The following is a 25,336-nucleotide window of genomic DNA, read 5'->3' as shown; positions in this document are numbered from 1 at the left end:
TGTTTATAGCCTCGGACAAAATCAATACTGCACTTTGCGGTCGACGTAGCGGAACTGCACGACCGTCAAGGCAATCACAATGAACATCAGCACCACCGACTGCGCCGCGGACGAACCGAGGTCCAGGCCGCGGAAGCCGTCGCTGTACACCTTGTAGACCAGGATGGAGGTCGACGTGCCCGGACCGCCCTGCGTGGTCGTGTCCACCACGGCAAAGGTGTCGAAGAAGGCGTAGATGATGTTGACCACCAGCAGGAAGAACGTGGTGGGCGAGAGCAACGGGAACACGATGCTCCAGAAGCGGCGCGACGGGCTTGCGCCGTCGATCGCGGCGGCTTCGATGAGCGAGCGCGGAATCGATTGCAGGCCGGCCAGGAAGAACAGGAAGTTGTACGACACCTGCTTCCACACGGCGGCGATCAGCACCAGGGTCATGGCCTGGTTGCCGTCCAGGCGCGGGTTCCAGTCGACGCCGGCATGGCGCAGGGCCACGGCCAGGATGCCGACGGAAGGCGAAAACAGGAACAGCCACAGCACGCCGACCACGGCGGGCGCCACGGCGTAGGGCCAGATCAGCAGCGTCTTGTAGAGGCCGGCGCCGCGGATGACGCGATCTGCCATGACGGCCAGCAGCAAGGACACGCCCAAACCGACCACTGCCACGAGGATCGAGAATACGGCGGTGACGCGGAAGGAATCCAGGTAGGCCTGTTGCGAAAACAGGTCCATGAAGTTGTCCAGTCCGACGAACTCGGAGGACAGTCCGAATGCATCTTCCAGCCGCAGCGATTGCCACATGGCCTGGCCGGCCGGCAGGAAGAAGAAGACCACGGTAATGATGATCTGCGGCAGGAGCAGCAGATAGGGCAAGGTCTTGTGCCCGAATACAACGCGTTTTTCCATAGGGGGAACCCAAGGTACAGAAAAGCGGCGGTTGGAGTAACCGCCGCCTGAAACCGCCTTCGTAAAATACGAGAGGCTTAAAGCCCTAAAAACCGCAGGGCCTTAAGCCTTGTACTGCCTGGCGCAAAACAGCCCAAGTCCTTGTCACGGCATGGAAAATACCGATTGACAGGACCGGGCCGGTATCGCGGAAGGGCGTTACTTTACACTCTTCTCGAACTTTTCCAGCAGCTCGTTGCCGCGCTTGACGATGTTGTCGGCGCCGTCCTTGGCGCTGACCTTGCCCGAAACGACGCGTTCGATTTCGGCGTCTTCGATTTCACGGATCTGCGGCAGGAAGCCCAGGCGCAGGCCGCGCGATTGCGCGGTGGTTTCGACGTTCAGCTGCTTGACGCCGACTTCGGTGCCCGGGTTCTTGTCGTAGAAGCCGTCCTTCTTGGTCAGCTCGTAGGCAGCCTTGGTGACGGGCACGTAGCCGGTCTGCTGGTGCCAGCGGGCGGCGATTTCCGGGCTGGCCAGGAACTTGAAGAACGCGGTCACGCCCTTGTAGGTTTCCGGCTTCTTGTTGGCGAAGACCCACAGCGAAGCGCCGCCGATGATAGTGTTCTGCGGCGCGCCTTGCACGTCGGCGTAGTAGGGCAGGGTCGAGGTGCCGAATTCGAACTTGGCGTTCTTGGCGATGTTGGCGCGCAGGCCGGACGAACCGGTGATCATGGCGCACTTGCCGCTGATGAACAGCGAGTTCGGCTCGTCGCCGCGGCCGCCGTACATGAAGATGCCTTCCTTGCCCAGCTTGGCCAGGTTTTCCAGGTGGCGCACGTGCAGCGGGGTGTTGATGGCGATGCGGGCGTCCAGGCCGCCGAAACCGTTGTCCTTGGTGGCGTACGGCACGTTATGCCAGGCCGAGAACGTTTCCAGCTGGACCCACGACGGCCAGGAGGTGGTGTAGCCGCATTCCTGACCTGCGGCCTTCAGCTTCTGGCCGGCGGCGGCCAGCTCTTCCCAGGTCTTGGGCGGCTTGTCGGCGTCCAGGCCGGCCTTCTTGAAGGCGTCCTTGTTGTAGTAGAACACCACGGTCGAGCTGTTGAAGGGCATCGACACCAGCTTGCCGTCGGCCGACGAGTAGTAGCCGGCCACGGCGCCGATGAATTCCTTCGGATCGATCGGGTTGCCGACTTCTTCCGACATCTGCTGCACCGGCTTGATGGCGCCCTTGGCGTACATCATGGTGGCGGTGCCGACTTCGAACACCTGGAGGATGTCCGGGGCGTTGCCGGCGCGGAACGCGGCGATGCCGGCGTTCATGGATTCACCGTAGTTGCCCTTGTAGACTGCCTTGACTTGGTAGTCGGGGTTCTTTTTGTTGAATTCGTCGACCAGGCCGTTCACGCGATCGCCCAGCGCGCCTTCCATCGAGTGCCAGAATTGGATCTCGGTGGCGGCATGCGCGGAGGCGCCTGCAAAAGCCGTCATGATGGCGGCAAAGGTTAAGGCAATACGGTGGGATCGCATAGAGAGGTTCCTCCAGTTGGGCGTGACGCGACCGGGTTGTCCGGGCGCAGAAAACACGACACCTTATGAATTGTTTGTGACAAAACCGTGACTTTCACATCACTCCAAACGCCTGTCAAATTGCGCGTTTTAGGCGCGAACGAACATTTTTCTTTTTTTTCCCAACGAGAACTCCCGTTTACAATCGGCTCCTATGAAAAACGAACTTTCGATTGCGTTCATCGGCGGCGGCAATATGGCCGCTGCCCTGGCCTCGGGCCTGGCCGGCAAAGTATGCGCCGCCGGCAACATACATGTCATTGACATAAACCAGGATTCGCATGCCGCCTGGCAGGCCCGCGGCATGACCACCGCGACGGCTCCGGGCGAGGCCCTGGCGCGGTGCCGCGTCTGGGTGTTCGCTGTCAAGCCACAGAACATGAAGGACGTTGTGGCTTCCACGCGTCAATGGTTGCGCGAAGACACTTTGGTGGTAAGCGTGGCGGCCGGTATCCGCGCCGATACGCTGGCGGCCTGGCTCGGTACGCCCGAGGCGCCGTTCAAGCGCCTGGTGCGCTGCATGCCGAATACGCCGGCCCTGGTGGGCGCCGGCATTACCGGCCTGGCGGCGCTGGACGGGGTGGACGCTGCCGACCGCGACCTGGCGGCGCGATTGCTGTCCAGCGTGGGTGAAGTGGTGTGGGTCGCCGATGACGCCGCGCTTGATGGCGTGACGGCCTTGTCGGGCAGCGGCCCGGCTTATGTATTCCTGTTTCTGGAAGCGCTGGTGGCGGGCGGCCAGAAGGTCGGCCTGACGGCAGAACAGGCCAAGCAACTGGCATTGGGCACGCTGGCCGGGGCGACGCGCCTTGCCGCCGAGTCCTCTGAACCGCTGGCCACCCTGCGTGAACGTGTCACCTCCAAGGGCGGCACCACGGCGGCGGCGCTCAATGCGTTCGGCGCGGCCGGGTTTGCCGCCATCGTCGAAGACGCCATGGCGGCCGCCGCCCGACGCTCGCGCGAGCTGGCGGAGGAGTTCGGCAAATGACAGCCACGGACGGGGGCACAGGCTCCCGGCGCTTTGCGCTCATGAGCCGGCCGCAGTTCGCCATTGCCGTGCTGTGCATGCTGGTGGTGGTGGTCGGCTCGAACATCCTGGTGCAGGTGCCGCTGAACGATTGGTTGACCTGGGGCGGGTTGTCCTATCCGGTCGCCTTCCTGGTCACGGACGTGCTGAACCGCCGTTTCGGCCCGGCGGCCGCGCGCAGGGTGGTCTGGTTCGGCTTTGCCGCCGCCCTGGTGGTGTCGGTATGGGTGGCCTCGCCGCGCATCGCGCTGGCTTCGGGTCTGGCCTATATCTGCGCGCAACTGGTGGACATTCAGGTGTTCGACCGATTGCGCGACCAGCGCTGGTGGCGCGCGCCCCTGGTGTCGGGCGTGCTCGGCGCCATCCTGGATACGGCCGTGTTCTTCAGCGTTGCATTCGCGGCGACCGGCGCGCCCTGGATGACATGGATGATGGGCGACCTGGCGATCAAGCTCGCGGTCAATATCAGCATGCTGGCGCCGTTCCGCGCGCTGATGTGGAATCTGGCCAAGCCGGCCAGTGCCTGACCAGGCGGCGGGGCGCCTGCGGTTTTCGGGCCGCCCCGCGCTTGAATTCAATGAATAACTACGCACGTTAATTATTATTCGTAAGTCCTGCGTAAGCACTGTATTTAAATGCGTCTTTAAACGGCGTATTAATCGCCCGCGATATATATCTCGATGCACAATTTCGCGTGGCGCGCCAGATGATAAATACGATTTTCTTGCGGATTCTCCAACGATTTCAGAGGTTTGCCCCGGCTATCCGTCACGATTAAAGGCGCGCGCCTAAATATTGGGGATTACACGCAGTGACAGTATGACGGCTTGCTTTCAGAATACCGGCCACACCGTGTTTTTGCCCAAGAAGCCGGCGACGGGCGACGAGGATTAACGGATTACCCAACCGATAAACCGCGTCGGACAGAGCCGCTCAAAACCTCGCTGGAGAACTCCGCATGAAGTTTCTGAATCGCCTTACCCCGGTAGCCATGGCGCTTGGGGCACTTGCCTTGGCTGGCGCCGCGCACGCCGCCGACACGATCAAGATCGGCATTCCCCAGCCCATGACCGGCCCCAATACGCAATACGGCGACCAGATCCAGGCCGGCGCATTGACCGCGATCGAGACCATCAACGCCAAGGGCGGCGTCAAGGGCAAGAAGCTCGAACCCATCCTCATCGACGACGGCTGCGAACCCAAGCAGGCCGTGCCGGCCGCCAACCGCGTGGTCAATTCCGGCGCCAAGTTCGCCGTGGCCCATGCGTGCTCGGGCGTGACCGTGGCCGCCGTGAAGGTCTACGAGGAAGAGGGTATCGTCGGCATCACCCCGGGCGCGACCTCGCCGCTGGTCACCGACACGATCAAGCCGCATTTCTTCTTCCGCACCATCGGCCGCGACGACCAGCAAGGCCCGTACGCCGCCAACTACATCGCCAAGACCCTGAAGCCCAAGAAGGTCGCCGTGCTGCATGACAAGCAGACCTACGGTTCGGGCGTGGCCACCCAGGTCCGCGATTCGCTGGGCAAGGAAGGCGTGAACGTCGCCATGTTCGAAGGCATCAACGTCGGCGACAGCGACTACTCGGCCATCATCACCAAGCTCAAGTCGGCTGGCGTGGATCTGGTCTATTTCGGCGGCTACCACCCCGAACTGGGTCTGTTGCTGCGCCAGTCGCGTGAACAGGGCCTGAAGGTCCAGTTCATGGGTCCGGAAGGCACCGCCAACCAGGATCTGGTGGCGATCGCCGGCCCGGCCATCGACGGCCTGCTGGTCACGCTGCCGGCCGACTTCACCAAGCTGCCCGGCAACGAGAGCATCGTGAAGGCCTTCAAGGACGCCAAGCGCGATCCGGACGGCGCCTTCCAGATGCCGGCGTACGCCGCCGTGCAGATCCTGGCCGACAGCATCAACGCGGTGGGCGAAGACCCCGCCAAGGTGGCTGACTACATGCACAAGACCAAGTTCTCCACCGGCATCGGCCCGGTCGAGTACGACGCCAAGGGCGACCTGAAGAACTTCGAGTTCGCCGTCTACAAATGGGATAAGGACGGCAAGAAGACCCAGCTGTAAACTCGCGATCCCGCCGGCGTCGCCGGCGTGTAGGGCCTGTCGTCCTCGTTCTGCCGTAATCCGCGTAGCGAAGCGCCAAAAGCGCTGTGCGGCCGGCGGGCGCAGATGCCAGGCCCTTATAAAATACGCCCAGGTTTCCGGCTCCGGGTCTCTCCACCGGGGCCGGAACCATTTGGAGCAAGAGAAATAATGTCTGACCTCATACCCCAACTTACCCAGCAATTCTTCAACGGATTGTCTCTGGGCGCGATCTATGCGTTGATTGCCATCGGCTACACAATGGTCTACGGCATCATCGGTATGATCAACTTCGCTCACGGCGAAATCTACATGATCGGCGCCTATGTCGGCCTGGTCACCCTGACGGCCATCGGCACCAATAGCGGCTTGCCGATACCGTTCATCATCGCGGCCATGCTGGTCGTGGCCATCGTGGTCACGGGCATCTACGGTTTCAGCGTCGAGCGCGTCGCCTACCGGCCCGTGCGCGGCAGCCCCCGTCTGGTGGCGCTGATCTCGGCCATCGGCATGTCGATCTTCCTGCAGAACTGGGTGGCCCTGGGCCAGGGCGCGCGCGACATGGCCGTGCCATCGCTGGTGTCCGGCGCCGTGCAGTTCCACATGGGCTCCGACTTCGACGTCACCGTGCCGTATTCGCGCATCATGATCATCGTGGTCACTGTGGTGCTGATGATCGGGCTGACGCTGTTCATCAAGTATTCCCGCATGGGCCGCGCCTCGCGCGCCTGCTCGCAGGACATGCACATGGCGAACCTGCTGGGCATCGACACCAACCGCGTGATCTCGTTCACCTTCGTGATGGGCGCGATCCTGGCAGCGGTGGGCGGCGTGCTGATCGCCATCACCATCGGCAAGCTCAACCCATTCATCGGCTTTCTTGCCGGCATCAAGGCCTTTACCGCGGCGGTGCTGGGCGGCATCGGCAGCATCCCCGGCGCCATGCTGGGCGGCGTGCTGCTCGGGCTGGCCGAGACCTTCGCGGCTGCCTACATCTCCTCACAGTACAAGGACATCGTGGCGTTCTCGCTGCTGATCCTGATCCTGCTGTTCCGTCCCACCGGGCTGTTGGGCAAACCTGAGGTGGAAAAAGTCTGATGTCGAACAACAATCTGAAAAACGCCACGATGGCGGCCGTGCTGACGGCTGTCATCGTCACCCCCGTCTTCGGCCTGCAGCTGATCCGGCAGGGCGCCCGCACCACGATGGAATCGAACTGGTCGCTGGTGGCGATTGCCGCCGCGATCGTGTTCGTGTTCCAGTTGCTGCGCCCCTGGATCGCCAAGCCGTTCCAGAAGCTGAAGACGGGCCTGCCGACCTTGCCGGCCGCGCCGGCCAAGAGCCACAAGCCGCTCGCCATTCTGCTGTTGGCCATCGCGGTCATCTGGCCGTTCTTCGCCGGGCGCAGCTCGGTGGACATCGCCACGCTGGTGCTGATCTACGTGATGCTGGGCCTGGGCCTGAACATCGTGGTGGGTTTTGCCGGCCTGCTGGACCTGGGCTTCGTGGGCTTTTACGCCGTCGGCGCCTATACCTACGCCTTGCTGTACCACTGGGGCGGCTGGAGCTTCTGGGAAGCGCTGCCGTTCTCGGGCGCCATGGCCGCGCTGTTCGGTTTCATCCTGGGCTTTCCGGTATTGCGGTTGCGCGGCGACTACCTCGCCATCGTGACGCTGGGCTTTGGTGAAATGATCCGCCTCTTGCTGATCAACCTGAACACGCTGACCGGCGGTCCGGACGGCATCTCGGGCATTCCCAAGCCGACGGTGTTCGGCCTGGAAATGACGCGTCGCGCCAGCACCGAAGGCGGCACCACTTTCCATGAATTCATGGGCTGGAATTTCCAGAACCAGGACATGGTGGTGTACCTGTACCTCATGGCGCTGCTGCTGGCGCTGGTGACGCTGTTCGTCTCCACCCGGCTGATCCGCATGCCGGTTGGACGCGCATGGGAAGCGCTGCGCGAGGACGAGATCGCCTGCCGTTCGCTGGGGCTGAATCCCACGCGGATCAAGCTGTCGGCGTTCACGCTGGGCGCCATGTTCGCCGGCTTTGGCGGCGCGTTCTTCGCGGCGCGCCAGGGCATGGTGAATCCGGAGTCCTTCACCTTCATCGAATCGGCGCTGATCCTGGCCATCGTGGTGCTGGGCGGCATGGGCTCGCAGGTGGGCGTTATCCTGGCGGCCGTGCTGCTGACGGTGCTGCCGGAAGTGGCGCGCGAATTCGCCGAATACCGGATGCTGATGTTCGGCCTGGTGATGGTATTGATGATGATGTGGCGTCCGCAGGGGTTGTTGCCCATGAAGCGTCCCCATGTGGAGTTGGCTAAATGAGCGAGGCATTGCTGAAAGTATCCGGGCTCACCATGCGGTTCGGCGGCCTGTTGGCCGTGGACAGCGTGGCGTTCGAAGTCAAATCCGACGAGGTGTTCGCCATCATCGGCCCCAACGGGGCAGGCAAGACCACGGTGTTCAACTGCGTGGGCGGTTTCTATGCGCCGACGGCGGGCGACATCACCATGGACGGCAAGGCCATCACCGGTCTGCCCAGCCACAAGGTGGCGCGCCATGGGCTGGTGCGCACGTTCCAGAACGTGCGCCTGTTCAAGCAGCTGACCGTGCTGGAGAACCTGCTGGTGGCGCAGCACACCCAGGTGGAGTCGCGGCTTTTGCCGGGCCTGCTCAAGCTCAAGTCCTATCGCCAGTCCGAGACCGACGCGCTGGCGCGCGCCGCGCAATGGCTGGATTTCATGGGCTTGCGCGAGTTCGCCAACCGCGAGGCGGGCAACCTGGCCTACGGCCACCAGCGCCGCCTGGAGATCGCGCGCTGCATGATCACCAAGCCGCGTCTGCTGATGCTGGACGAACCGGCGGCGGGCCTGAACCCTCAGGAAAAGCGCGATCTGCAGTCGCTGATCGACCAGTTGCGGCGCGAATTCGGCGTCGCGGTGCTGCTGATCGAGCACGACATGAGCCTGATCATGGGCATTTCCGACCGCATCCTGGTCATGGAGCACGGCAAGCCCATCACTACCGGCACCCCCGAGCAGGTGCGCAACGACGAGCGCGTCATCAAGGCGTACCTGGGGGAAGAGTAATGCTTAAGCTGGATAACATTCATACCTACTACGGCGCCATCCAGGCGTTGAACGGGGTGTCGGTGGAGGTCAACAAGGGCGAGATCGTCACGCTGATCGGCGCCAACGGCGCGGGCAAGACGACGCTGCTGATGACCGTCTGCGGCAACCCGCGGGCACGCGAAGGCACGATCACGTTCGAGGGCGAGGACATCACCCACAAGGACACGCACCACATCATGCGCAATGGCATCGCCATTTCGCCGGAAGGGCGGCGGGTCTTCAAGGACCTGACCGTTGCCGAGAACCTGATGATGGGCGGCTTCTTCGCCAAGCGCGATGAGATCCAGGCGGGCATCGACCACGTGTACGGGCTATTTCCGCGCTTGAAAGAACGCGCCAGCCAACGCGCGGGCCTGATGTCGGGCGGCGAGCAGCAGATGCTGGCCATCGGCCGCGCGCTGATGACGCGTCCGCGCCTGTTGCTGCTGGACGAACCGACGCTGGGCCTGGCCCCGCTGGTGATCGCCCAGATTTTCGACATCATCCGCGAGATCCGCGAACAGGGCGTGACGGTGTTCCTGGTCGAACAGAACGCCAACAAGGCGCTGGGCGTGGCCGACCGCGGCTATGTGCTGGAAAACGGACGCGTGGTGTTGCAGGACACTGGCGCCAACCTGCTGGTCAACGACCAGGTGCGCAAGGCGTATCTGGGAGGTTGATTGCTGTTCCCCGCGAAGGGAAATTGGGGCGCATTGGAAAATGCGCCTTTTTTTTTCGCCTGTTTGGCGCGGGGAAGGGGCCGCGGGCTCAGGCCGCCAGCAGCTGTTCGGCCTGGTAATGCGCGATTGCGGCTCGCGCCAGCGCGTCGATGGAGTCGGTCAGCGTCACGCCCAGGCTGGGGCGCAGCGCGTGCGGCACTGCGAGGGGCAGTTCGGTGCAGCCCAGCACCACGGCGTCCGCGCCGCGCGCCTTGAGGCGGGCGATGCATTCGGCGGCTGGCGCGTAGGCGTCTTCCAGGCGATTGGCCTTGACCGCGCGGATCGAGCCCATGCAATAGCGTTCGACTTCGTCGTCGTCGGGCACGATGCACTCATAGCCTTGCGCTTCCAGATGCTGCTGATAGAGGCCCAGCTTGAGCGTGGCGGCGGTGCCCATCAGGCCGATGCGGCCGGTGGGCAAGCCCAGACGCCGCAGGTCGTCGATGACGGCCTGGATGATGTGCAGCACGGGCAGGTCGGTGGACGCAGCGATCTGGTCGTACCAGAGGTGGGCCGTGTTGCACGGGATGGCGATGAGCTGCGCGCCGGCGTTCTGCAGAAAGCGCACGCCTTCCTGCATGTAGGGCAGAGGATTTTCGCCGCCCGCCATGTAGGCGCTGGACCGGTCGGGAATGCGGGGGTCGTTGCGCAGCAGCGTAGGGATGTGCTGCTGGTCGATCGCGGCGGGCGTCAATGCCGCCAGGCGCAGGGCAAAGGCGGCGCCCGCCATGGGGCCCATGCCGCCCAATACACCCAGGTAACAACCCTGGGAATAGCTGTTCACGTTATTTACTCCGAGCTAATGCCGTCCCGGGCGTCAAGACCTGGCCCGGGCGTTCGGCGCTGGTCCGTTCCCCGTCCCAGACCTGCCTGCCGTTGACCCAAACCGCTTGGATGCCCTGGCTTGCCTGAATGGGAGCTGAAAAAGTGGCCACATCTGTCACGGTGGCGGGATCGAACAGCACCAGATCAGCATGATACCCCTCCCGCAACAGGCCGCGCTCGGCGATGCCGTATTGGTCCGCGGCGAGGCCGGTCATTTTGTGGATGGCGGTTTCCAGCGTCAGCAGGCGCTGTTCACGCACCATGGCGCGCAGCACGTTGGTGAAGGTGCCCCATTGGCGGGGGTGCGGATGCGGATCGAAGGGCAGGCCGTCCGAGCCCACCATGGTCAGTGGATGCGAGAAGATGCGGCCGACATCGGCCGGATCCATCAGGAAATAGATGGCGCCGGCGGGCGCGAGCCGTGCGATGGCGGCTTCGTCGTCCAGGCCCAGTTCGGCCATGACTTCGCTGAAGTCGCGGCCGGTGGCTTCGGGGTAGCCCTTGGACCAGGTGATCATGGTGCGGCTGGCCAGGCGCGCGCGGTCCAGCCGCAACATGGTGGAGGTGGCGGGGTAGGGATGGCAATCCAGGCACACCGCCTGGGTGGCGGCGGCGCGGTTGATCAGGTCCAGGGTTTCGCGGCTGCGGCCGTGGTTGCGCTCGCCGGCCAGCTTGTGGTGCGAGAACACCACGCGGCAGTCGAGTTCGCGGCCGATCAGCAGCGCTTCTTCCATGGCCGCAACGATGTGGTCGGCCTCGTCGCGCAGATGCGTGGCGTAGACGCCGGGACGGCCGCGCAACGGCGCGCAGACCTCGATGATCTCGTCGGTGGGTGCCGCGCTGGCCGGCGGATAGAAGGTGCCGGTGGAAACGCCGAAGGCGCCCGCGTCCAGTGCTTCTTGCAGCAGCGCGCACATGGCGGCGCGTTCGTCCGCGTCGGCGGCGCGCGAGGTGTCGTCCATGACCGCCACGCGCAGCGTGGTGTGGCCGACCAGCGGCGCCACGTTGACGGCGGCGGGCGTGGCGCGCAGTGCGTCCATCCAGGCGCGGAAGGTGCTGAAACGGAACAGTTCGGCCGGACCCAGCAGGTCCAGCGGCTGCGGGATGGCAGTGCCATCCAACGGGGCCAGGCTGATGCCGCAATTGCCGGTGACCACGGTGGTGATGCCCTGCGAGACCTTGGGCAGCATGTCCGGGTGCGCCAGCAGGTAGCCGTCGTCGTGGGTATGGGAGTCGATGAAGCCGGGCGCCAGTGTCAGGCCGCTGGCGTCGATGACGGGCACGCCGGCCGGGCGGGCGAATTCGCCCACCGCGGCGATGCGGCCGTCATGCACGGCCAGGTCGCCCTGGCGGGCAGGGCCGCCGGTGCCGTCGACGAGCGTGGCGCCTGCCACGATGAAGTCTGCTTGCAGCATGCGCGCGCTCATCAGTCGAGTTTCTCGATGCCGGCGCCGTCGATGATCTGTTGCCATTTGGCGGTTTCGCGGTCGATCAGCTGCTTGAAGTCGGCGGGCGAGCCGCTGGCCGGTTCGGCGCCCAGCGTGGCCAGGCCGGTGCGGACTTCAGGCGCCTGCAGCGCCTTCTGGATGGCGGCGTTCAACGTGGCGACCACTTCCGGCGGGGTGCCCTTGGGCGCGACCACACCGCCCCAGGCCACGGTTTCGTAGCCCTTCAGGCCGGCTTCGTCCAGCGTGGGCACGTCGGGCATCAGCGCCAGGCGCTTCAGGCTGCTTACGCCGATGGCGCGGACCTTGCCGCTCTTGACCAGCGGGGTCGCTTCCGAGGTGTTGACGAACAGGTAGTCCAGGCGGCCGCCCAGCAGGTCCTGGATGGCGGCGGGACCGCCGTTGTAGGGGATGAACATGACGTTGATCTTGGCCATGCTCTTGAAGAGTTCTCCGCCCATGTGGCCGGTCGTGCCCACGCCCGAGGCGCCATAGGACAGGCGGCCGGGTTCCTTGCGGGCGCGGTCGATCAGGTCCTGCACGCTCTTGACGGGGGAGTCGGCCGGCACGATAAGCGCGTTGTACAGGTCGAACAGATGGGCTACGGGCGTCAGGTCCGCGTCCACGTCGTAGGGCAGGCGCTTGAACAGCGAACGGTTCACGGCCAGCGTGTTGATGTTGCCGTAGCCGACCGTGTAGCCGTCGGGCGCGGCGCGCTTGACCAGGGCGATGCCGATGTTGCCGGCGGCGCCGGGGCGGTTCTCGACCACCACCGTGGCGCCGGTGTCGCGCGCCAGCTGGGTCGTGATCAGGCGCGACAGCACGTCGGGCGAACCGCCGGCGGCCGACGGCACCACGAAGGTGATGGGCTTGTCGGGATACGCGCCGGCGGTGGCGGCGGCCGACATGGCGGCGCCGAGCGCCAACGCGGACAGGCCGCGGAAGAGTTTGCTACGCATGGTGGATTCCCCTTGGTTTTGTGGTGTTGAGGCGGGCAGGTTACACCCCGCGTCTCTGCGCGCCCTCATCGAAAAATGTCGAAAACCTATAATCGGGCGTTATCGGTTTGGCGCTGATTTGCCAGGGGAAAAAATGGATGAGCATGCCTATGCGGACGAGGTCGGACCCACTGCCGGACGGCCTTTGAACCTGCGCCAGATCGAGGTGTTCCGCGCCATCATGATGGCCGGATCGATCAGCGGCGCGGGCCGCATGCTGCACGTATCGCAACCCGCGGTCAGCCGCGTGCTGGCGCTGACCGAGAGCCGGTTGGGCTACAAGCTGTTCGAGCGCGTGAAGAGCCGGCTCTCGCCGACGGCCGAGGCGCGGCGGCTGTACGCGGAAGTGGAGCAGGTCTATGGCGGCATCCAGCGCGTGAACGACCTGGCTGCCAGCCTGGGCCAGTCGGGCGCGGGCATGCTGAAGATCGTCGCGAGCGCCAGTTTCGGGCAGCGCCTCATTCCGATGGCGCTGGATCGCTTCCGCGGCCGCAATGCGGACGCGCGCGTCGATTACCGCAGCGTGACCTTCGATGAGCTGGCTGCGTATTTTCTATCGGGCCAGGCGGACATAGGCGTTTCCATGCAGCCCCCTGATCATCCCAATTTGCGGTCCGTGCGCCTGGCGCGGGTGCCCATCGTCTGCGCGCTGCCTGCCGGGCATCCGCTGGCGGCGCGCGAGGTGATGCGGCCGGAGGATTTCTCCACGGCGGCCTGGATCGGCTATCCGCGCGATACGCCGCTGGCGCGCGCGCTCAAGCCCTTCTTCGGCGAAGGGCCCGCTTGCGCGGCGGCGGTGGAAGTGCATTCGCCCGTGACCGCCTGTTCTTTCGTGCAGCAGGGATTGGGGCCGGCGCTTGTCGATGCCTGGTGCGTGACGCCGGACCAGGCCGCGCACATGGTCTTGCGCCCGATATCGCCGGCGGCCAGCGTGGATATCTGGGCCACGCATTCGAATCTGAGCGCGCCGCCCTTGCTGGCGCGGCGCTTTCTGGCGGCGGTGAAGAAAACGCTGGAAGAGGGGGAGCCGTGCGAACTGGCGCCCGGCGCTTCCAGCTGAGGGCTTGCGCCGGAGGGGCAAGCCCGGCCGGACCTTACAGGCCTTCGGCCTTGAGCGCGGCCTGCACGCCCTTGTCGGCTTCCATGCGCTTGAAGAACGCGGCCAGATTGTCCAGGCCCGACAGGTTCACTTCCTTGGCGTGCGCCCAGCGCAGCACCACGTACAGGTAGGCGTCGGCGATGGAGGGCTTGTCGCCCGTCAGGTAGGACTTGCCGGCGAGCTGTGCGTTCAGCTGCGCGAAGAGCTTGGTCAGCAGCGCGGAAGCCGAGCCGGCCAGCTCCTTCTGTGCGCCTTCGTCGCCGACGAAACGCGACGCACCGAAGATCATCGAGAAAGTCTTGTGGATGTCCGAGTTGATGAAGCCGAGCCAGCGGCGCACTTCGGCGCGCGAGCGCGGCGAACCGTCGCCCAGCAACTGCAGTTCAGGCGCGTGTTCAGCCAGGTACTCGAGGATCGCCGCGTTCTGCGTGACGGTCCAGCCGTCGTGCGCCAGGGCGGGCACGGCGCCCAGCGGGTTGACCTTCAGGAACTCCGGGCCCTTGAGTTCGTCGCGGCTCAGCTTGTGCGTTTCGTAGGGTTTGCCGATCCATTCCAGAACGATATGGGAAGCGAGCGAGCACGCGCCGGGCATGTAGTACAGTTTCATCAGATGGGGTCTCCTGAGAGCAAGGACGGGGATCTCCGTTCCTGGCCGATATGGTACGCCACCCGTTGCCGGAGATGCCCATGCCGTCACGTCCCGCCGCGATCACGCGCGCGCTGTTCCTGTCGTTCTCTTTGTGGCTGGCGCTGCCCGCGTCCGCGCAGCCGGGGCCCGAACCCGCATCGGTCCCGACCCGCGTCACGGCCGTGGTGGGCGGACTCAATCATCCCTGGGCCATGGCCTTTCTGCCCGAGGGCGGCGTGCTCATTACCGAGCGTCCCGGCAACCTCAGGCTGCTGCGCATCCCGGGCGGCTTGTCCAAGCCGCTGGCCGGCGTGCCCAAGGTCGCGGCGCAGGGCCAGGGCGGCCTGCTGGACGTGGCGCTGTCGCCCGACTTCGCGCAGGACCGGTATGTCTATCTGTCCTATGCCGAGGCCGATGGTTCGAAGAGCGGCACCGCCGTGGGCCGCGGCAAGCTGTCCGCCGATGGTTCGGCGCTGGAGGATTTCCGCGTGCTGTTCCGGCAGCAACCGAAGCTGTCGTCGGGCCTGCACTACGGATCGCGCCTGGTGTTCGACGGCAAGGGCTATCTGTACATCTCGCTGGGCGAGAACAACCAGCGGCCCACCGCGCAGGATCTGGACAAGCTGCAGGGCAAGGTGGTGCGGCTGAAGGCCGACGGGTCGGTGCCGACCGACAATCCCTTCGTCGGCCAGGCCGGCGCGCGGCCCGAGATCTGGTCCTACGGGCATCGCAATCCCCAGGGCATGGCGCTCAACCCCTGGAGCGGCCAGCTCTGGGAAAACGAGCACGGACCGCGCGGCGGCGACGAAATCAACCTGGTCCAGCGCGGCAAGAACTACGGCTGGCCGCTGGCCACCCACGGCATCAACTACTCGGGCCAGCCCATCCCCGAAGCCAAGGGAGCGGAGCTGCCCGGCATGGAGCCGCCGCTCTACTGGTGGCCGAAGTCGCCGGCCATCAGCGGCATGGCTTTCTACAACGCGGACCGGTTCCCCGCCTGGCGCAATTCCGTGTTCATCGGCGCACTGGCGAACCAGAATCTCATCCGCCTTACCTTGGACGGCGACCGCGTGGTGGCCCAGGAGTGGCTGCTGACGGACCGCAAGCAGCGGATACGCGATGTGCGGCAAGGGCCGGACGGTTATGTGTACGTGTTGACGGACGCCTCGCCAGGCGAGTTGCTGCGCCTGGCGCCGGCCGAACAGGGAGAGTGAATGCCATGAAACCGTATGAGCTGATCGGGTCCGCCGGCTGCGGGTCCGCCATCGTCGAGATGGCGCTGGTACTGGCCAACGTGCCGCACACCTTGACGGACCTGCCGTACCTCAAGCCCGGCGCTGAGCGCGACAGGCTGCTGCAACTGAACCCGTTGGGGCAGGTGCCTACCCTGGTCCTGCCGGACGGCGAGATCATGACCGAGAGCGCGGCCATGATCCTGCATCTGAATGATGTGGCGCCCCAGGCCGGCCTGGCGCCCGCGCCCGACAAGCCTGAGCGGGCCCGGTTTCTGAATCTGCTGATCCGGCTGGTGGCGGCTATCTATCCCACGTTCACCTATGGCGACGACCCGCCGCAATGGACCACCGCAGGCCCCGCGGCCGAGCTGCTGAGGCAGCGCGTGCATACGCGGCGGACGGATATCTGGCAGGAGCTGGAACGCCAGGCTGGCGCCCCGCACATGTTGGGCCGGCGCTTTTCTGCGCTGGATCTGTACGTCACGGTGATGACGCATTGGCGTCCCGGGCCGGCGTGGTTCGCGTCCGAGTGCCCGGCGCTGACCGCTGTGGCGCGCGAGGCGGCGCAGGAGCCCAATGTGGCGCGCGTGCTGCAACGGCATTTTCCGCCGCCTACGGAGTAGCCGGGCGTCAAGCCTTGGTTGGTTTGCGGGTCCTGGACTTGGCCCGTGCTTCACGCAGGGCGATGTAGACGCCGCTGCCGGCGATGAAGAGCGCGCCCAGATAGGCATAGGCGTCCGGGGTCTCATGCCAGAAGACCCAGCCCAGGATGGTGGCCCAGATCAGCCCGGTATAGTCGAAGGGCGCAACCACCGAGGCGGGACCGATGCGGAATCCCTGGGTGATCAGCGCCAGGCCCAGGGTGCTGAACAGGGCGACGGCGCCGAAGTACGGCAGATCCTCCATCGCGGGCTGCTCCCAGACCAAGGGCAGGGCGACCGCGCTACAGACCAGCTGGCCCAGCACGATGTAGAGCGTGGTCGTCAGCATGCCTTCGTTGCGGTTGATGCCGCGCGCCGTGATCATCATCACCCCATAAAGCAAGGCGGTGACCAGCGGAAGCAGGGTGGCCGCCTGGAACGTTGCGGCCCCGGGCCGCACCACGATCAGCACGCCGGCGAACCCGGCCAGCACGGCCAGCCAGCGCTTGCCGTCCACGCGTTCTTTCAGGACCAGCACCGATAGCGCCGTCACGAACAGCGGCGCGGCGAAGGCGATGGCGGTGGCTTCGGCCAGCGGCAGCGTGCGCAGGCCCAGATAAAAGCAATAGGCCGACACGACGTTGATGGCGCCGCGCGTCAGGTGCAGGCCAGGGTGCGCGGTGCGCAATACTCGCCGTCCGCCCAGCCACAGCGCCAGCGTGGCGACGAAAGGCAGGGCGATGAGCGCCCGCAGGAACAGGATCTGCAGCGGGTTGTAGTTGGCACCAAGCCATTTGGCGTTGGCGTCGCTCAAGGTCAGGAAGAAAATGCCGCCCACCACGCAGGCGATGCCTGCTGCGGCGGATTGGGCCTGGGCGGCGGGAAGTACGGAAGAGGTGGACATCTACAGCCTGGGAGGGCGGCGGTTCGGGCCGCCCGAAAGGAAAGGAAGGGGGGAGGATTCAGCCTTGGGCGCGATAGGCCGCCAGGGCGACCATGCCCCAAGACGCCAGGAAGGCGACGCCGCCGAAGGGGGTAACGGCGCCCAGCCAATGCGTGCCCGTCAGGGACAGCACATACAGGCTGCCGCTGAACAGCACGATGCCGACGAACATCACGACGCCGGCCGCGGAAAGCAGGGACGAACCGTAGCGGGCGCCCAGCAGCGCGACGACGAACAGGCCCAGCGCGTGGATCAGGTGGTACAGCACGCCGGTCTGCCAGACGGACAGCAGTTCCGGCGTCAGCATGCGCTTGAGGCCGTGGGCGCCAAAGGCCCCCGCGCCCACCGCCACCATGAGATTCAACGCCGCAAGTATCGTCAGCTGCCGGTCCGTCATCGCCAGTCCTTATAAGTGTCTGATCAATCGTGTTACAGCCGCCTATGATATGCCCAAATCCCGCGCCTATCCGGAGGCATGGCATTGTTGGGGACGGATCTTGTGATGGTCTTTCCAAATGGGATATCATGAATTCAATTTGGAATTTCTGGTGCGTCCGCAGTCGTGGCGCCCAGACTTGCAGGAGTCAGGCCATGAGCGTAGCCGCCCTCGAAAAAAGCCCCGCCAAGCGTCCGTCCCGCCATGCGGCGGCGCGCGCCAAGCAGTTGTTCCGCAGCCTGGTCGACAGCCCCCTGGTCGACATGGCGCGCGACGTGCGCCGCGGCCTGCCTGCGCAGATGGTCGACGACGCGGCCGACTACCTGCAAGTGCCCAAGTCGGAAATCATGGCCATCACCGAGGTCAAGGCGGCCTCGCTGTCGCGCTGGAGCCGCGAAGGCCTGATGCTGCCGCTGGGCGAATCCGACCGCCTGGCCCGCGTCGCGCGGGTGGCGCGGGTGGCGCGCCAGGTTCTGGGCAGCGACGAAGAAGCCGTCGCCTGGCTGAACACGCCAGTGCCCGCCCTGGGCAACGTCAAGCCGCTGTCGCTGCTGACCTCCGACGCCAGCAGCCGCATTGTCGAGGACACGCTGGCGCGCGCCGCGGCGGGCGTCTACGCATGACGGACGACAGCGTTTCGATCTGGCGCATCGGGACTACCGCAGGCAAATACCGCGCCGACGACCTGAGCGGGGCGGGCGCCGCGGCCGTGGGCGGGCGCTACAACAGCCCGGGCACGGCGGTGGTCTATGCCTCGGCCAGCGTGGCGCTGGCGGCGCTGGAAACGGTGGTGCATTTTGCGGCCCGCGCGTCCGAACAGGCCAACCGCTATCTGATCGAACTGGCGGTGCCGCGCGCCGTACACGAAGCCCGCCAGGCGCTGAGCCTGACGCAGTTGCACGAGGACTACCCGTTCTGGGATGCCGTGCCCTTCGCGGAAGCGTCGCAGGCGGTGGGCGACAACTGGGTGCAGTCCGGCGTGTCGGCGCTGCTTGAACTGCCCAGCGCCATCGTGCCTTACCGGGGCGTGCCGGACTGCAATTTCCTGATCAATCCGGCGCACCCCGACGCCGAGCACATCGTAGTGGTGCGGCGCGAACGCTTCATCTACGATCCGCGCCTGCGCCCCGTCTAGTTCAGTCCGTCAGTACCGCGCGGCCCACGACCTTGCCGGCCCGCAGCGATGCCAGCACGCTGTCGGCCTCGGCCAACGCATGGCGGTGCACGGGCATGGGCGGCACCTTGCCGGCCCGCACCAGCTCCATCAGTTCCTGCAGTTCGGTCAGGTTGCCGACGTAGCTGCCGATGATGGACAGGGCTTTCATGGGAATCAGCGCGATGGGCCACGACGATGCGCCGCCGAACAGGCCCACGATGATCAGCTTGCCGCCCTTGGTCAGGAAGTCAAAGGCAAGCGAGGTAGTCGCGGGCGCGCCGACCAGGTCGATGGCGGCCTGCGCGGGTTTGCCGCCGGCCGCCTTGATGATCTGCTGCGCGGCGTCCGGCGCGGCGCCGTCGATGGCGGCGAGCGCGCCGGCTTCCAGCGCGGCCTGGCGCTTGGCGGGGTCGATGTCGACGACGATGGCGCCGGCGCCGCCCAGGGCCTTGATCAGCGTCAGGCTCATGAGGCCCAGGCCGCCCGCGCCGAAGATGACAACGGGGTGCGAACGGTAGATGTCCGGGCCAATTTTCTTCAGCGCGGAGTAGGTGGTGAGCCCCGAGCAGGCATAGGGCGCGATCTGCGCGGGATCGAGGTCGCCGATGTCGATCAGGTAGCGCGGGTGCGGCACCAGGATGTGGTCGGCGTAACCGCCGGCGCGGTGCACGCCCAGGCAGGCGGGCGCGGAGCAGTGGTTTTCCATGCCGGCCAGGCAAGGCGGGCAGTTGCCGCAGCCGATCCAGGGGTACACCAGGTAGTTGCGGTCGGCCGACAGTCCCTGGGCATCGGGACCGGCGGAGACGACGGCGCCCACGGTTTCATGGCCCATGGTGAGCGGTAGCGAGACGCCACGGTCCTTCAACGACAGCGTGCGGCCCTGGCCCAGGTCGTAGCCGCCTTCCCACAAGTGGATATCGCTGTGGCAAACGCCAGCCGCGCGCACCTTCAGCAGCACCTGCGACCCTTGCGGCGTGGGCGTGGGCTGGTTCATTTCCTGCAAGGGCTCGCGGAAGTTCACGACGCAATAGCACTTCATGGGATGTCTCCTCCTGGGTGGTTTTACGGCCGGCCCGCGAGGCAGGCGCGGCGTGGCAAGGCTATTTCTTCACGGTCGGGCATTCACTGTCCGCCAGGGACACGAAGACCTTTTCGCCCGGCACCGTGGACAGGATGCGGTAGAAGTCGCCGGGGTACTTGGATTCGGCGGGCTTCTTCACTTCGACCAGATACAGATCCATGATGACGCGGCCGTCTTCGGGGCGCACCCGGGCATTCTTGATCAGTTTGGTGGTGATGGGCAACTCGCGCATCTTCTGGTTGACTGTCGCGCCGTCGAAGGTGCCGGCGGCCTGGGCGGCTTGCAGGTAATGGGTGGTGGCGACGTAGCTCAGGGCCTGCACGATGGAAGGCGCGCGCGTCACGCCCATCTTTTTCTGCCAGCGCTGGGTCCAGGCCCGGGTGTCTTCGTCCGCGTCCCAATAGAAACCGGTGGGGAAGGTCAGCCCTTGGGCCACGGGCAGGCCCATCGCCTGCACGTCGTTGATGAAGGTCAGGAAGGTCAGCATGCGCTGCTTGCCCCCGGTCAACCCGAACTCCTGGGCCTGCTTGATCAGGTTGACCAGGTCGCCGCCGGCGCTGGCCAGGCCCACCACGTCGGCCTTGGACGATTGCGCCTGCACCAGGAACGAAGCGAAATCCAGCGCGCCCAGGGGATGGCGCGTGCTGCCCAGCACCTTGCCGCCGGCCTTGTCCACGAAGCGCGAGGCGTTGGCTTCCAGCGATTTGCCGAAGACATAATCGGTGGTGATGAAGTACCAGGACTTGCCGCCGCTTTCGACCACGCTCTTGACCACGGCATTGGCCAGGGCATAGGTGTCGGGCGCCCATTGCGTGCTGAGATTGCTGCACTGCTTGCCGCTGAAGTCGCCGGCGAAGCCGCCGCTGATGAGGGCGGTTCCGCCTTTTTCGCGCGCCACGCCCTGGGCGGCCAGGCCCGCGGAGCTGGCGCCGCCGTCCACCACGGCCACCAGGCCTTGCGTGTCGAACCAGCGGCGGACCAGGGCCGAGGCCACGTCCGCCTTGTTCTGGTTGTCCGCGCCTATGACTTCGACGGTCTTGCCGGCGACCTTGCCGCCGAAGTCCTCGACCGCCATGCGCACGGCCATCTCGGAGCCCAGCCCGCCCAGGTCGGAATAGATGCCGGAGCGGTCGTTGGATACGCCCAGGCGAACCACGTCGGTTTGGGCTTGGGCCGCGCAGGCGGCCAGCGAGGCGGCCAGCGCCGCCAACAGGGGTTTGATACGCATCTGCTTGCCTCCCGGCCCGATGAGGGCCGAATTATTGGTGTCTCGTTGGGATGCTGTGTATCTGCTTGCGGGGCGCCAGTTCTCCATCTGGCCGAAAATTATTTCACATTGGTGAAAGAAAATTCTTGTGCAAGAATTTAGATTCGCACATATGAAAAGTCAACATGGTGGATTTCCCAAGTCGAAGCGCGCTTGCGCCGGCTGGAGGAATGCCGCGCGAGGGGTAGACGCATGGAAGTGAAGCTCGTCGCAAGAACGCTGGAACTGATCGAACTGTTCGCCCAGGAGCGGCGGCCGATGCCGCTGACCGAACTGGCGCAAGGCCTGGGCGCGCCCATGTCCAGCTGCCTGGCGCTGGTGCGTACGCTGGTGGCGCGGGGCTATCTGTACGAGGTCCGGCGGCGCGCCGGTTACTACCCCACGCCCAAGCTGCACGCCTTGTGCGGGCTGATCCAATCGGGCGACCCCTGGATGGAACGGGTGCGTCCGCAGCTTGCCGCGCTGCGCGATGCGGCCAATGAAACGGTGATGCTGGGCAAGATCCAGGACGGCGCGGTGCTATTTCTGGACATGGCGGAATCCACGCACCCGGTGCACTACGCGACCCGACCCGGGGTGCGGCGGCCTTTGCATACCAGCGCCGTGGCCAAGGCGATTCTTGCGCGGCTGGGGTCGGCCGAGCGCGAGAGCATCCTGGAGGATGTCGGGTACGAACGCTATACGGATCGCACGCTGCTCACACGCCAGGCGCTGCTGGATGAAATCGAGCGGACGGCGGCCAGGGGCTGGGCCGAGAACGCCGGCGAAAGCGTGGCGGACCTGACCGGGCTGGCGGTGGCGCTGGATCTGGGCGGCGAATGGTACGCGCTGTGCATGGCGGGACCCACGTCGCGCGTTGCCGAGAGGCGCGCAGAGAACCTGCGCTTGTTGAGCGAGACGGCGGAAGCGATCCGTCTCGGCCGGGAAGCTTAGGGGCCGCGCAAGCGGCTCAGGAACCGCGGCGCATCAGGGTCGACTTGCCGAACAGGCTTTCAATGAGGTCCACCGCCAGTTCCGCGGTCTTGTTGCGCACATCGAAGGCCGGGTTCAGTTCCACCACGTCCAGCGAGCGCATGAGGCCGGTATCGGCGATCATTTCCATGCATAGCTGGGCCTCGCGGTAGGTGGGGCCGCCGGGGACGGTGGTGCCCACGCCGGGCGCGATCTCCGGGTCCAGGAAGTCCACGTCGAAGCTCACGTGCAGGTGCGTGTCGGCGTCCAGCCCGGCCAAGGCCGCTTCCATGGTGGCGCGCATGCCCATTTCGTCGAGGTAGCGCATGTCGAAGACTTCCAGGCCGGCCTCATGCACCAGGCGTTTTTCGCCCTGGTCCACGCTACGGATGCCGATCTGCCGTACCCAGCCCGGCTCGATGTCGGGAGTCTGGCCGGACAGGCCCGTGATCTGCGCCGGGCCGTAACCGCACAGGCAGGCCACCGGCATGCCGTGGATGTTGCCCGTGGGGGTGAGCGCGTTGGTATTGAAGTCGGCATGGGCGTCCAGCCACAGCACGCGCAGCTTCTTGCCCGCTGCGCGGCAGTGGCGCGCGACCGCGCTGATCGAGCCTATGCCCAGGCAGTGGTCGCCGCCCAGCAGGATGGGCAAGCGGCCCTGGCTCAATTCCTCGTAGACGGCATCGTGCACTGCACGGTTCCATGCCGCGACTTCGTCCAGGTGGCGGTAGCCGTCCGTAGGCGGCAGCCAGGGATTGGCGGGGCCGTAGAGGTTGCCGCGGTCGGTCACCTGGAAGCCCTGGGCCTCGATGACCGGGCCCAGGTCCGCCACGCGCAGGGCTTCTGGCCCCATGGACGCGCCGCGCGCGCCGGCGCCGATGTCGGTGGGCGCGCCGATCAGGGTGATGTGGTGGGGCAGGTTGGCGGTGTTCTGCAAGTCGCGGACTCCGGTAGGGTGCATCAAGTGGCGGATAGTACCGCGCTCAATTGATCGCAGGCCCAGTCGATCTGCTCGCGCGTCACGATCAGGGGCGGCGACAGGCGCAGCGTGTGGCCGTGCGTGTCCTTGACCAGCATCCCGCGTGCCTGCAGGCGTTCGCACCACAGGCGCGCGCCGCCGGCATCGGCCTCCAGCTCCACGGCCAGCATCAGGCCGCGACCGCGCACTTCGCGCACGGGGCCGGGCAGGGTGCGCAGGCGGTCCAGGAAGTAGGCGCCCATGGCGGCCGCGTTTTCGATCATGCCTTCCTCGGTCAGCACGCGCAGCGCGGCGCGCGCGATGGCGCAGGCCAACGGGTTGCCGCCGAAGGTGCTGCCGTGCTGGCCGGGCTGGAACACGCCCAGCACGTCGGCGTTGGACAGCACCGCCGACACGGGGTAGAAGCCGCCCGACAGCGCCTTGCCGATCAGGGTGACGTCGGCTTCGATGCCTTCGTGTTCTTCGGCCAGCAGCTTGCCGGTGCGGCCCAGGCCGGTCTGGATCTCGTCCAGGATCAGCGTGATGCCGCGTTCGGTGCAGCGCTGGCGGACCCGAGCGAAATAGCCCGCGGGCGGCAGGACCACGCCGGCTTCGCCCTGTATCGGTTCCACCAGGAATGCCACGGTGTTGGGCGTGATGGCGGCGTCGAAGGCGTCGTAATCGCCGAAGGGAACGATCTTGAACCCCGGCGCGAACGGCCCATAGTGGCCGTAGGCGTCGGGATCGGTAGAGAAGCCCACGATGCCCAGCGTGCGGCCATGGAAGTTGTTGGCGCAGACGATGATCTCGGCCTGGTTTTCCGGCACGCCGCGCACTTCGTAGCCCCATTTGCGCACGGCCTTGATGGCGGTTTCCACGGCTTCCGCGCCGCTGTTCATGGGCAGGATCTTGTGCGCTCCGGTCAGGCGCGCCAGGTCTTCATAGAACGGCGCCATCTGGTCGTGGCGGAAGGCGCGCGAGGTCAGCGTGAGCTTCTGCGCCTGCTCGGCCATCGCGGCCAGGATGGCGGGATGGCAGTGCCCCTGGTTGACGGCGGAATAGGCCGACAGGCAATCCAGGTACTTGCGGCCGTCCACGTCGTAAAGCCAGACGCCGCTGCCGCGCGCGATGACCACATCCAGTGGGTGGTAGTTGTGCGCGCCGAGCTGGTCTTCGACGCGGTCGCGGTGGCTGGCGGCGGACGGTGCGCCGGGCTGATTGTTCAATACCGCGCTCATGAGCGTCTCCCGAGGAGGTATTGCAGCCATCTTAGCGCCGCAATCCGGTCCGCGGCATTGCCATTGCGTGACAAAGGCCATTGCCGGGCGACGCCGCGGGCTGCTGCACAATAGCGGCTGCGCAGGGCGATGCCCTGTTTTCCTACCTGGATGGTTCTCATGTTGTTGCACAAACTGCTACTGAAATTCACCCGCTGCGCGGCCGCGGCCGGGTTGGCGCTGGCCTGCGCCTCCGCCGCCATGGCGCAGGACAAGCCGCTGCGCATCGGCGTGATCCCCAGCGTGGCCAATGCCGCCACCGAGATCGCCATCGCCCAGGCCAGGAAAGAGGGCCTGGAGGTCAAGCTGGTGGAGTTCAACGATTGGGTGCTGCCCAACATCGCGGTCGCCGATGGCTCGGTGGACGCGAACTTCTTCCAGCATGAACCCTTCCTGGAACTCTTCAACCAGCGCCGCGGCGCGGACTTGAAGCCCATCGCCTACGGCTATTCCACCACCATCGGCCTGTTTTCCAAAAAGCTGAAGAAGGGCGACGCCGTGCCTGACGGCGCGACCATCGCGGTGCCGAACGACCCGGTCAACACGGGCCGGGCGCTGTTGCTGCTGGAATCCATCGGCCTGATCAAACTCAAGCCCGGCGTGGCGCACCAGGCCGCGCTGGAAGACGTGGTGTCCAATCCCAGGAAACTGAAGTTCGTGCAGATCGAAGGCTCGCAGTCGGCGCGCACGTTCGACGACGTGACCGCGTCCGTCACGTACACCACCTTCGCCAAGCAGGCCGGCTTGAACGAGAAGGACGGCCTGGCCTTTGACAACACCGATCCGGCCAATGTGCGGCGCTATGCCATCCGCTGGGTGGCCACGCCGGCCGGCGCGCAGGACCCGCGCCTGTTGAAGTTCATCTCGATCTACCAGAACTCGGCCGAAGTGAAGGCCAAGCTGCGCAGCCTTTATGGCGATCTGATCGACTTTCCCTGGTAACGGGGCGCGGGGGCGTGGGCATTGACGATTCTTGGCAGTTCGGC

At 65.8% G+C, this 25,336-nt stretch carries 26 protein-coding genes; 14 read left to right on the top strand and 12 right to left on the bottom strand.

Annotated elements, in window-relative coordinates:
* Positions 1-21: 21 nt before the first annotated feature.
* Positions 22-903 (bottom strand): sn-glycerol-3-phosphate ABC transporter permease UgpA, encoded by an 882-nt coding sequence (gene ugpA, locus HV793_RS14800; RefSeq protein WP_054454150.1) that lies wholly within the window; start codon positions 901-903, stop codon positions 22-24.
* 198 nt (positions 904-1,101) lie between these two features.
* Positions 1,102-2,415: a sn-glycerol-3-phosphate ABC transporter substrate-binding protein UgpB gene (ugpB, locus tag HV793_RS14795; protein WP_054454152.1), complete on the bottom strand. Its 1,314-nt coding sequence runs from the start codon at positions 2,413-2,415 to the stop codon at positions 1,102-1,104.
* A 193-nt stretch (positions 2,416-2,608) separates the two neighbouring features.
* Between ugpB and proC the strand changes: the two genes are divergently transcribed.
* The 7 genes from proC to HV793_RS14760 all read left to right on the top strand — a co-directional run bounded on the left by proC (position 2,609) and on the right by HV793_RS14760 (position 9,371).
* Positions 2,609-3,442 (top strand): pyrroline-5-carboxylate reductase, encoded by an 834-nt coding sequence (proC, locus tag HV793_RS14790; RefSeq protein ID WP_054454155.1) that lies wholly within the window; start codon positions 2,609-2,611, stop codon positions 3,440-3,442.
* Complete coding sequence (locus HV793_RS14785) at positions 3,439-4,008, top strand: queuosine precursor transporter (protein WP_054454157.1); 570 nt, start codon at positions 3,439-3,441, stop codon at positions 4,006-4,008. Before proC ends, HV793_RS14785 begins: the two co-directional genes overlap by 4 nt.
* A gap of 431 nt (positions 4,009-4,439) precedes the next feature.
* The gene (locus HV793_RS14780; protein WP_054454159.1) at positions 4,440-5,555 is read left to right on the top strand and encodes a high-affinity branched-chain amino acid ABC transporter substrate-binding protein; all 1,116 of its coding nucleotides are present in this window, start codon (positions 4,440-4,442) and stop codon (positions 5,553-5,555) included.
* A gap of 189 nt (positions 5,556-5,744) precedes the next feature.
* Complete coding sequence (gene livH, locus HV793_RS14775; protein WP_054454161.1) at positions 5,745-6,671, top strand: high-affinity branched-chain amino acid ABC transporter permease LivH; 927 nt, start codon at positions 5,745-5,747, stop codon at positions 6,669-6,671.
* Entirely contained in the window at positions 6,671-7,906 is a 1,236-nt protein-coding gene (locus HV793_RS14770; RefSeq protein WP_054454162.1) for a high-affinity branched-chain amino acid ABC transporter permease LivM, read from the top strand. Before livH ends, HV793_RS14770 begins: the two co-directional genes overlap by 1 nt.
* Positions 7,903-8,670: a high-affinity branched-chain amino acid ABC transporter ATP-binding protein LivG gene (gene livG / locus HV793_RS14765; protein ID WP_013393946.1), complete on the top strand. Its 768-nt coding sequence runs from the start codon at positions 7,903-7,905 to the stop codon at positions 8,668-8,670. The genes HV793_RS14770 and livG overlap by 4 nt, the downstream gene beginning before the upstream one ends.
* A complete protein-coding gene (locus HV793_RS14760) occupies positions 8,670-9,371 on the top strand; it encodes an ABC transporter ATP-binding protein (protein ID WP_054454165.1) in 702 nt (233 codons plus the stop codon). The genes livG and HV793_RS14760 overlap by 1 nt, the downstream gene beginning before the upstream one ends.
* Before the next feature lie 88 nt (positions 9,372-9,459).
* Here the strand turns inward: HV793_RS14760 and cuyB are convergent, their stop codons facing one another.
* From cuyB to HV793_RS14745, 3 genes are read right to left on the bottom strand one after another with little or no spacing between them, the layout of a single operon-like run.
* Positions 9,460-10,194, bottom strand: coding sequence for a cysteate racemase (gene cuyB, locus HV793_RS14755; RefSeq protein WP_119451571.1), 735 nt, complete (start codon positions 10,192-10,194; stop codon positions 9,460-9,462).
* A gap of 1 nt (position 10,195) precedes the next feature.
* A complete protein-coding gene (locus HV793_RS14750; RefSeq protein WP_175213440.1) occupies positions 10,196-11,662 on the bottom strand; it encodes an N-acyl-D-amino-acid deacylase family protein in 1,467 nt (488 codons plus the stop codon).
* On the bottom strand, positions 11,662-12,639 hold the full coding sequence (locus tag HV793_RS14745; RefSeq protein WP_054454171.1) for a Bug family tripartite tricarboxylate transporter substrate binding protein: 978 nt from the start codon (positions 12,637-12,639) through the stop codon (positions 11,662-11,664). Before HV793_RS14745 ends, HV793_RS14750 begins: the two co-directional genes overlap by 1 nt.
* A 133-nt stretch (positions 12,640-12,772) precedes the next feature.
* Here HV793_RS14745 and HV793_RS14740 point away from each other — a divergent pair, with 133 nt between their 5' ends.
* A complete protein-coding gene (locus HV793_RS14740) occupies positions 12,773-13,738 on the top strand; it encodes a LysR family transcriptional regulator (RefSeq protein WP_119451568.1) in 966 nt (321 codons plus the stop codon).
* 34 nt (positions 13,739-13,772) lie between these two features.
* Here the strand turns inward: HV793_RS14740 and HV793_RS14735 are convergent, their stop codons facing one another.
* Entirely contained in the window at positions 13,773-14,384 is a 612-nt protein-coding gene (locus tag HV793_RS14735) for a glutathione S-transferase family protein (RefSeq protein ID WP_054454174.1), read from the bottom strand.
* Between the two features lie 80 nt (positions 14,385-14,464).
* Between HV793_RS14735 and HV793_RS14730 the strand changes: the two genes are divergently transcribed.
* Complete coding sequence (locus HV793_RS14730; RefSeq protein WP_175213439.1) at positions 14,465-15,619, top strand: PQQ-dependent sugar dehydrogenase; 1,155 nt, start codon at positions 14,465-14,467, stop codon at positions 15,617-15,619.
* A 5-nt stretch (positions 15,620-15,624) separates the two neighbouring features.
* Positions 15,625-16,263, top strand: coding sequence for a glutathione S-transferase family protein (locus tag HV793_RS14725; protein WP_054454840.1), 639 nt, complete (start codon positions 15,625-15,627; stop codon positions 16,261-16,263).
* 7 nt (positions 16,264-16,270) lie between these two features.
* Here HV793_RS14725 and HV793_RS14720 read toward each other — a convergent pair whose 3' ends face one another.
* Both HV793_RS14720 and HV793_RS14715 read right to left on the bottom strand, forming a co-directional pair.
* Positions 16,271-17,185: a DMT family transporter gene (locus tag HV793_RS14720; RefSeq protein ID WP_119451566.1), complete on the bottom strand. Its 915-nt coding sequence runs from the start codon at positions 17,183-17,185 to the stop codon at positions 16,271-16,273.
* Between the two features lie 58 nt (positions 17,186-17,243).
* Positions 17,244-17,621: a DUF423 domain-containing protein gene (locus HV793_RS14715; protein WP_054454180.1), complete on the bottom strand. Its 378-nt coding sequence runs from the start codon at positions 17,619-17,621 to the stop codon at positions 17,244-17,246.
* A gap of 194 nt (positions 17,622-17,815) precedes the next feature.
* On the opposite strand from HV793_RS14715, the gene parS reads away from it, so the two are divergent.
* The gene (parS, locus tag HV793_RS14710) at positions 17,816-18,283 is read left to right on the top strand and encodes a type II RES/Xre toxin-antitoxin system antitoxin (protein ID WP_054454182.1); all 468 of its coding nucleotides are present in this window, start codon (positions 17,816-17,818) and stop codon (positions 18,281-18,283) included.
* The gene (locus HV793_RS14705) at positions 18,280-18,795 is read left to right on the top strand and encodes an RES family NAD+ phosphorylase (protein WP_054454184.1); all 516 of its coding nucleotides are present in this window, start codon (positions 18,280-18,282) and stop codon (positions 18,793-18,795) included. The genes parS and HV793_RS14705 overlap by 4 nt, the downstream gene beginning before the upstream one ends.
* A gap of 1 nt (position 18,796) precedes the next feature.
* Here HV793_RS14705 and HV793_RS14700 read toward each other — a convergent pair whose 3' ends face one another.
* Complete coding sequence (locus tag HV793_RS14700; RefSeq protein ID WP_054454185.1) at positions 18,797-19,855, bottom strand: alcohol dehydrogenase; 1,059 nt, start codon at positions 19,853-19,855, stop codon at positions 18,797-18,799.
* A 61-nt stretch (positions 19,856-19,916) separates the two neighbouring features.
* Complete coding sequence (locus tag HV793_RS14695; RefSeq protein WP_175160468.1) at positions 19,917-21,125, bottom strand: ABC transporter substrate-binding protein; 1,209 nt, start codon at positions 21,123-21,125, stop codon at positions 19,917-19,919.
* A 231-nt stretch (positions 21,126-21,356) separates the two neighbouring features.
* Here HV793_RS14695 and HV793_RS14690 point away from each other — a divergent pair, with 231 nt between their 5' ends.
* Positions 21,357-22,097 (top strand): IclR family transcriptional regulator, encoded by a 741-nt coding sequence (locus tag HV793_RS14690; RefSeq protein ID WP_054454190.1) that lies wholly within the window; start codon positions 21,357-21,359, stop codon positions 22,095-22,097.
* 16 nt (positions 22,098-22,113) lie between these two features.
* Here the strand turns inward: HV793_RS14690 and rocF are convergent, their stop codons facing one another.
* A complete protein-coding gene (gene rocF / locus HV793_RS14685) occupies positions 22,114-23,076 on the bottom strand; it encodes an arginase (protein WP_054454192.1) in 963 nt (320 codons plus the stop codon).
* Positions 23,076-24,311, bottom strand: a complete 1,236-nt coding sequence (gene rocD / locus HV793_RS14680; RefSeq protein WP_175213438.1) for an ornithine--oxo-acid transaminase — start codon at positions 24,309-24,311, stop codon at positions 23,076-23,078. Before rocD ends, rocF begins: the two co-directional genes overlap by 1 nt.
* A 159-nt stretch (positions 24,312-24,470) precedes the next feature.
* Between rocD and HV793_RS14675 the strand changes: the two genes are divergently transcribed.
* Complete coding sequence (locus tag HV793_RS14675) at positions 24,471-25,292, top strand: MetQ/NlpA family ABC transporter substrate-binding protein (protein WP_119451563.1); 822 nt, start codon at positions 24,471-24,473, stop codon at positions 25,290-25,292.
* Positions 25,293-25,336 lie beyond the last annotated feature (44 nt).

The organism is Achromobacter aegrifaciens (genome assembly GCF_902859965.1).
GTDB classification, from domain to species: domain Bacteria; phylum Pseudomonadota; class Gammaproteobacteria; order Burkholderiales; family Burkholderiaceae_B; genus Achromobacter; species Achromobacter aegrifaciens.
This window is presented reverse-complemented; position numbering and strand designations above follow the sequence as displayed.

Bases quoted from the DNA above. Each gene is read 5' to 3' on its own strand.
- ugpA (WP_054454150.1), bottom strand. From the start codon at position 903: ATGGAAAAACGCGTTGTATTCGGGCACAAGACCTTGCCCTATCTGCTG.
- ugpB (WP_054454152.1), bottom strand. From the start codon at position 2,415: ATGCGATCCCACCGTATTGCCTTAACCTTTGCCGCCATCATGACGGCT.
- proC (WP_054454155.1), top strand. From the start codon at position 2,609: ATGAAAAACGAACTTTCGATTGCGTTCATCGGCGGCGGCAATATGGCC.
- HV793_RS14785 (WP_054454157.1), top strand. From the start codon at position 3,439: ATGACAGCCACGGACGGGGGCACAGGCTCCCGGCGCTTTGCGCTCATG.
- HV793_RS14780 (WP_054454159.1), top strand. From the start codon at position 4,440: ATGAAGTTTCTGAATCGCCTTACCCCGGTAGCCATGGCGCTTGGGGCA.
- livH (WP_054454161.1), top strand. From the start codon at position 5,745: ATGTCTGACCTCATACCCCAACTTACCCAGCAATTCTTCAACGGATTG.
- HV793_RS14770 (WP_054454162.1), top strand. From the start codon at position 6,671: ATGTCGAACAACAATCTGAAAAACGCCACGATGGCGGCCGTGCTGACG.
- livG (WP_013393946.1), top strand. From the start codon at position 7,903: ATGAGCGAGGCATTGCTGAAAGTATCCGGGCTCACCATGCGGTTCGGC.
- HV793_RS14760 (WP_054454165.1), top strand. From the start codon at position 8,670: ATGCTTAAGCTGGATAACATTCATACCTACTACGGCGCCATCCAGGCG.
- HV793_RS14750 (WP_175213440.1), bottom strand. From the start codon at position 11,662: ATGAGCGCGCGCATGCTGCAAGCAGACTTCATCGTGGCAGGCGCCACG.
- HV793_RS14745 (WP_054454171.1), bottom strand. From the start codon at position 12,639: ATGCGTAGCAAACTCTTCCGCGGCCTGTCCGCGTTGGCGCTCGGCGCC.
- HV793_RS14740 (WP_119451568.1), top strand. From the start codon at position 12,773: ATGGATGAGCATGCCTATGCGGACGAGGTCGGACCCACTGCCGGACGG.
- HV793_RS14735 (WP_054454174.1), bottom strand. From the start codon at position 14,384: ATGAAACTGTACTACATGCCCGGCGCGTGCTCGCTCGCTTCCCATATC.
- HV793_RS14730 (WP_175213439.1), top strand. From the start codon at position 14,465: ATGCCGTCACGTCCCGCCGCGATCACGCGCGCGCTGTTCCTGTCGTTC.
- HV793_RS14725 (WP_054454840.1), top strand. From the start codon at position 15,625: ATGAAACCGTATGAGCTGATCGGGTCCGCCGGCTGCGGGTCCGCCATC.
- HV793_RS14720 (WP_119451566.1), bottom strand. From the start codon at position 17,185: ATGTCCACCTCTTCCGTACTTCCCGCCGCCCAGGCCCAATCCGCCGCA.
- HV793_RS14715 (WP_054454180.1), bottom strand. From the start codon at position 17,621: ATGACGGACCGGCAGCTGACGATACTTGCGGCGTTGAATCTCATGGTG.
- parS (WP_054454182.1), top strand. From the start codon at position 17,816: ATGAGCGTAGCCGCCCTCGAAAAAAGCCCCGCCAAGCGTCCGTCCCGC.
- HV793_RS14705 (WP_054454184.1), top strand. From the start codon at position 18,280: ATGACGGACGACAGCGTTTCGATCTGGCGCATCGGGACTACCGCAGGC.
- HV793_RS14700 (WP_054454185.1), bottom strand. From the start codon at position 19,855: ATGAAGTGCTATTGCGTCGTGAACTTCCGCGAGCCCTTGCAGGAAATG.
- HV793_RS14695 (WP_175160468.1), bottom strand. From the start codon at position 21,125: ATGCGTATCAAACCCCTGTTGGCGGCGCTGGCCGCCTCGCTGGCCGCC.
- HV793_RS14690 (WP_054454190.1), top strand. From the start codon at position 21,357: ATGGAAGTGAAGCTCGTCGCAAGAACGCTGGAACTGATCGAACTGTTC.
- rocF (WP_054454192.1), bottom strand. From the start codon at position 23,076: ATGCACCCTACCGGAGTCCGCGACTTGCAGAACACCGCCAACCTGCCC.
- rocD (WP_175213438.1), bottom strand. From the start codon at position 24,311: ATGAGCGCGGTATTGAACAATCAGCCCGGCGCACCGTCCGCCGCCAGC.
- HV793_RS14675 (WP_119451563.1), top strand. From the start codon at position 24,471: ATGTTGTTGCACAAACTGCTACTGAAATTCACCCGCTGCGCGGCCGCG.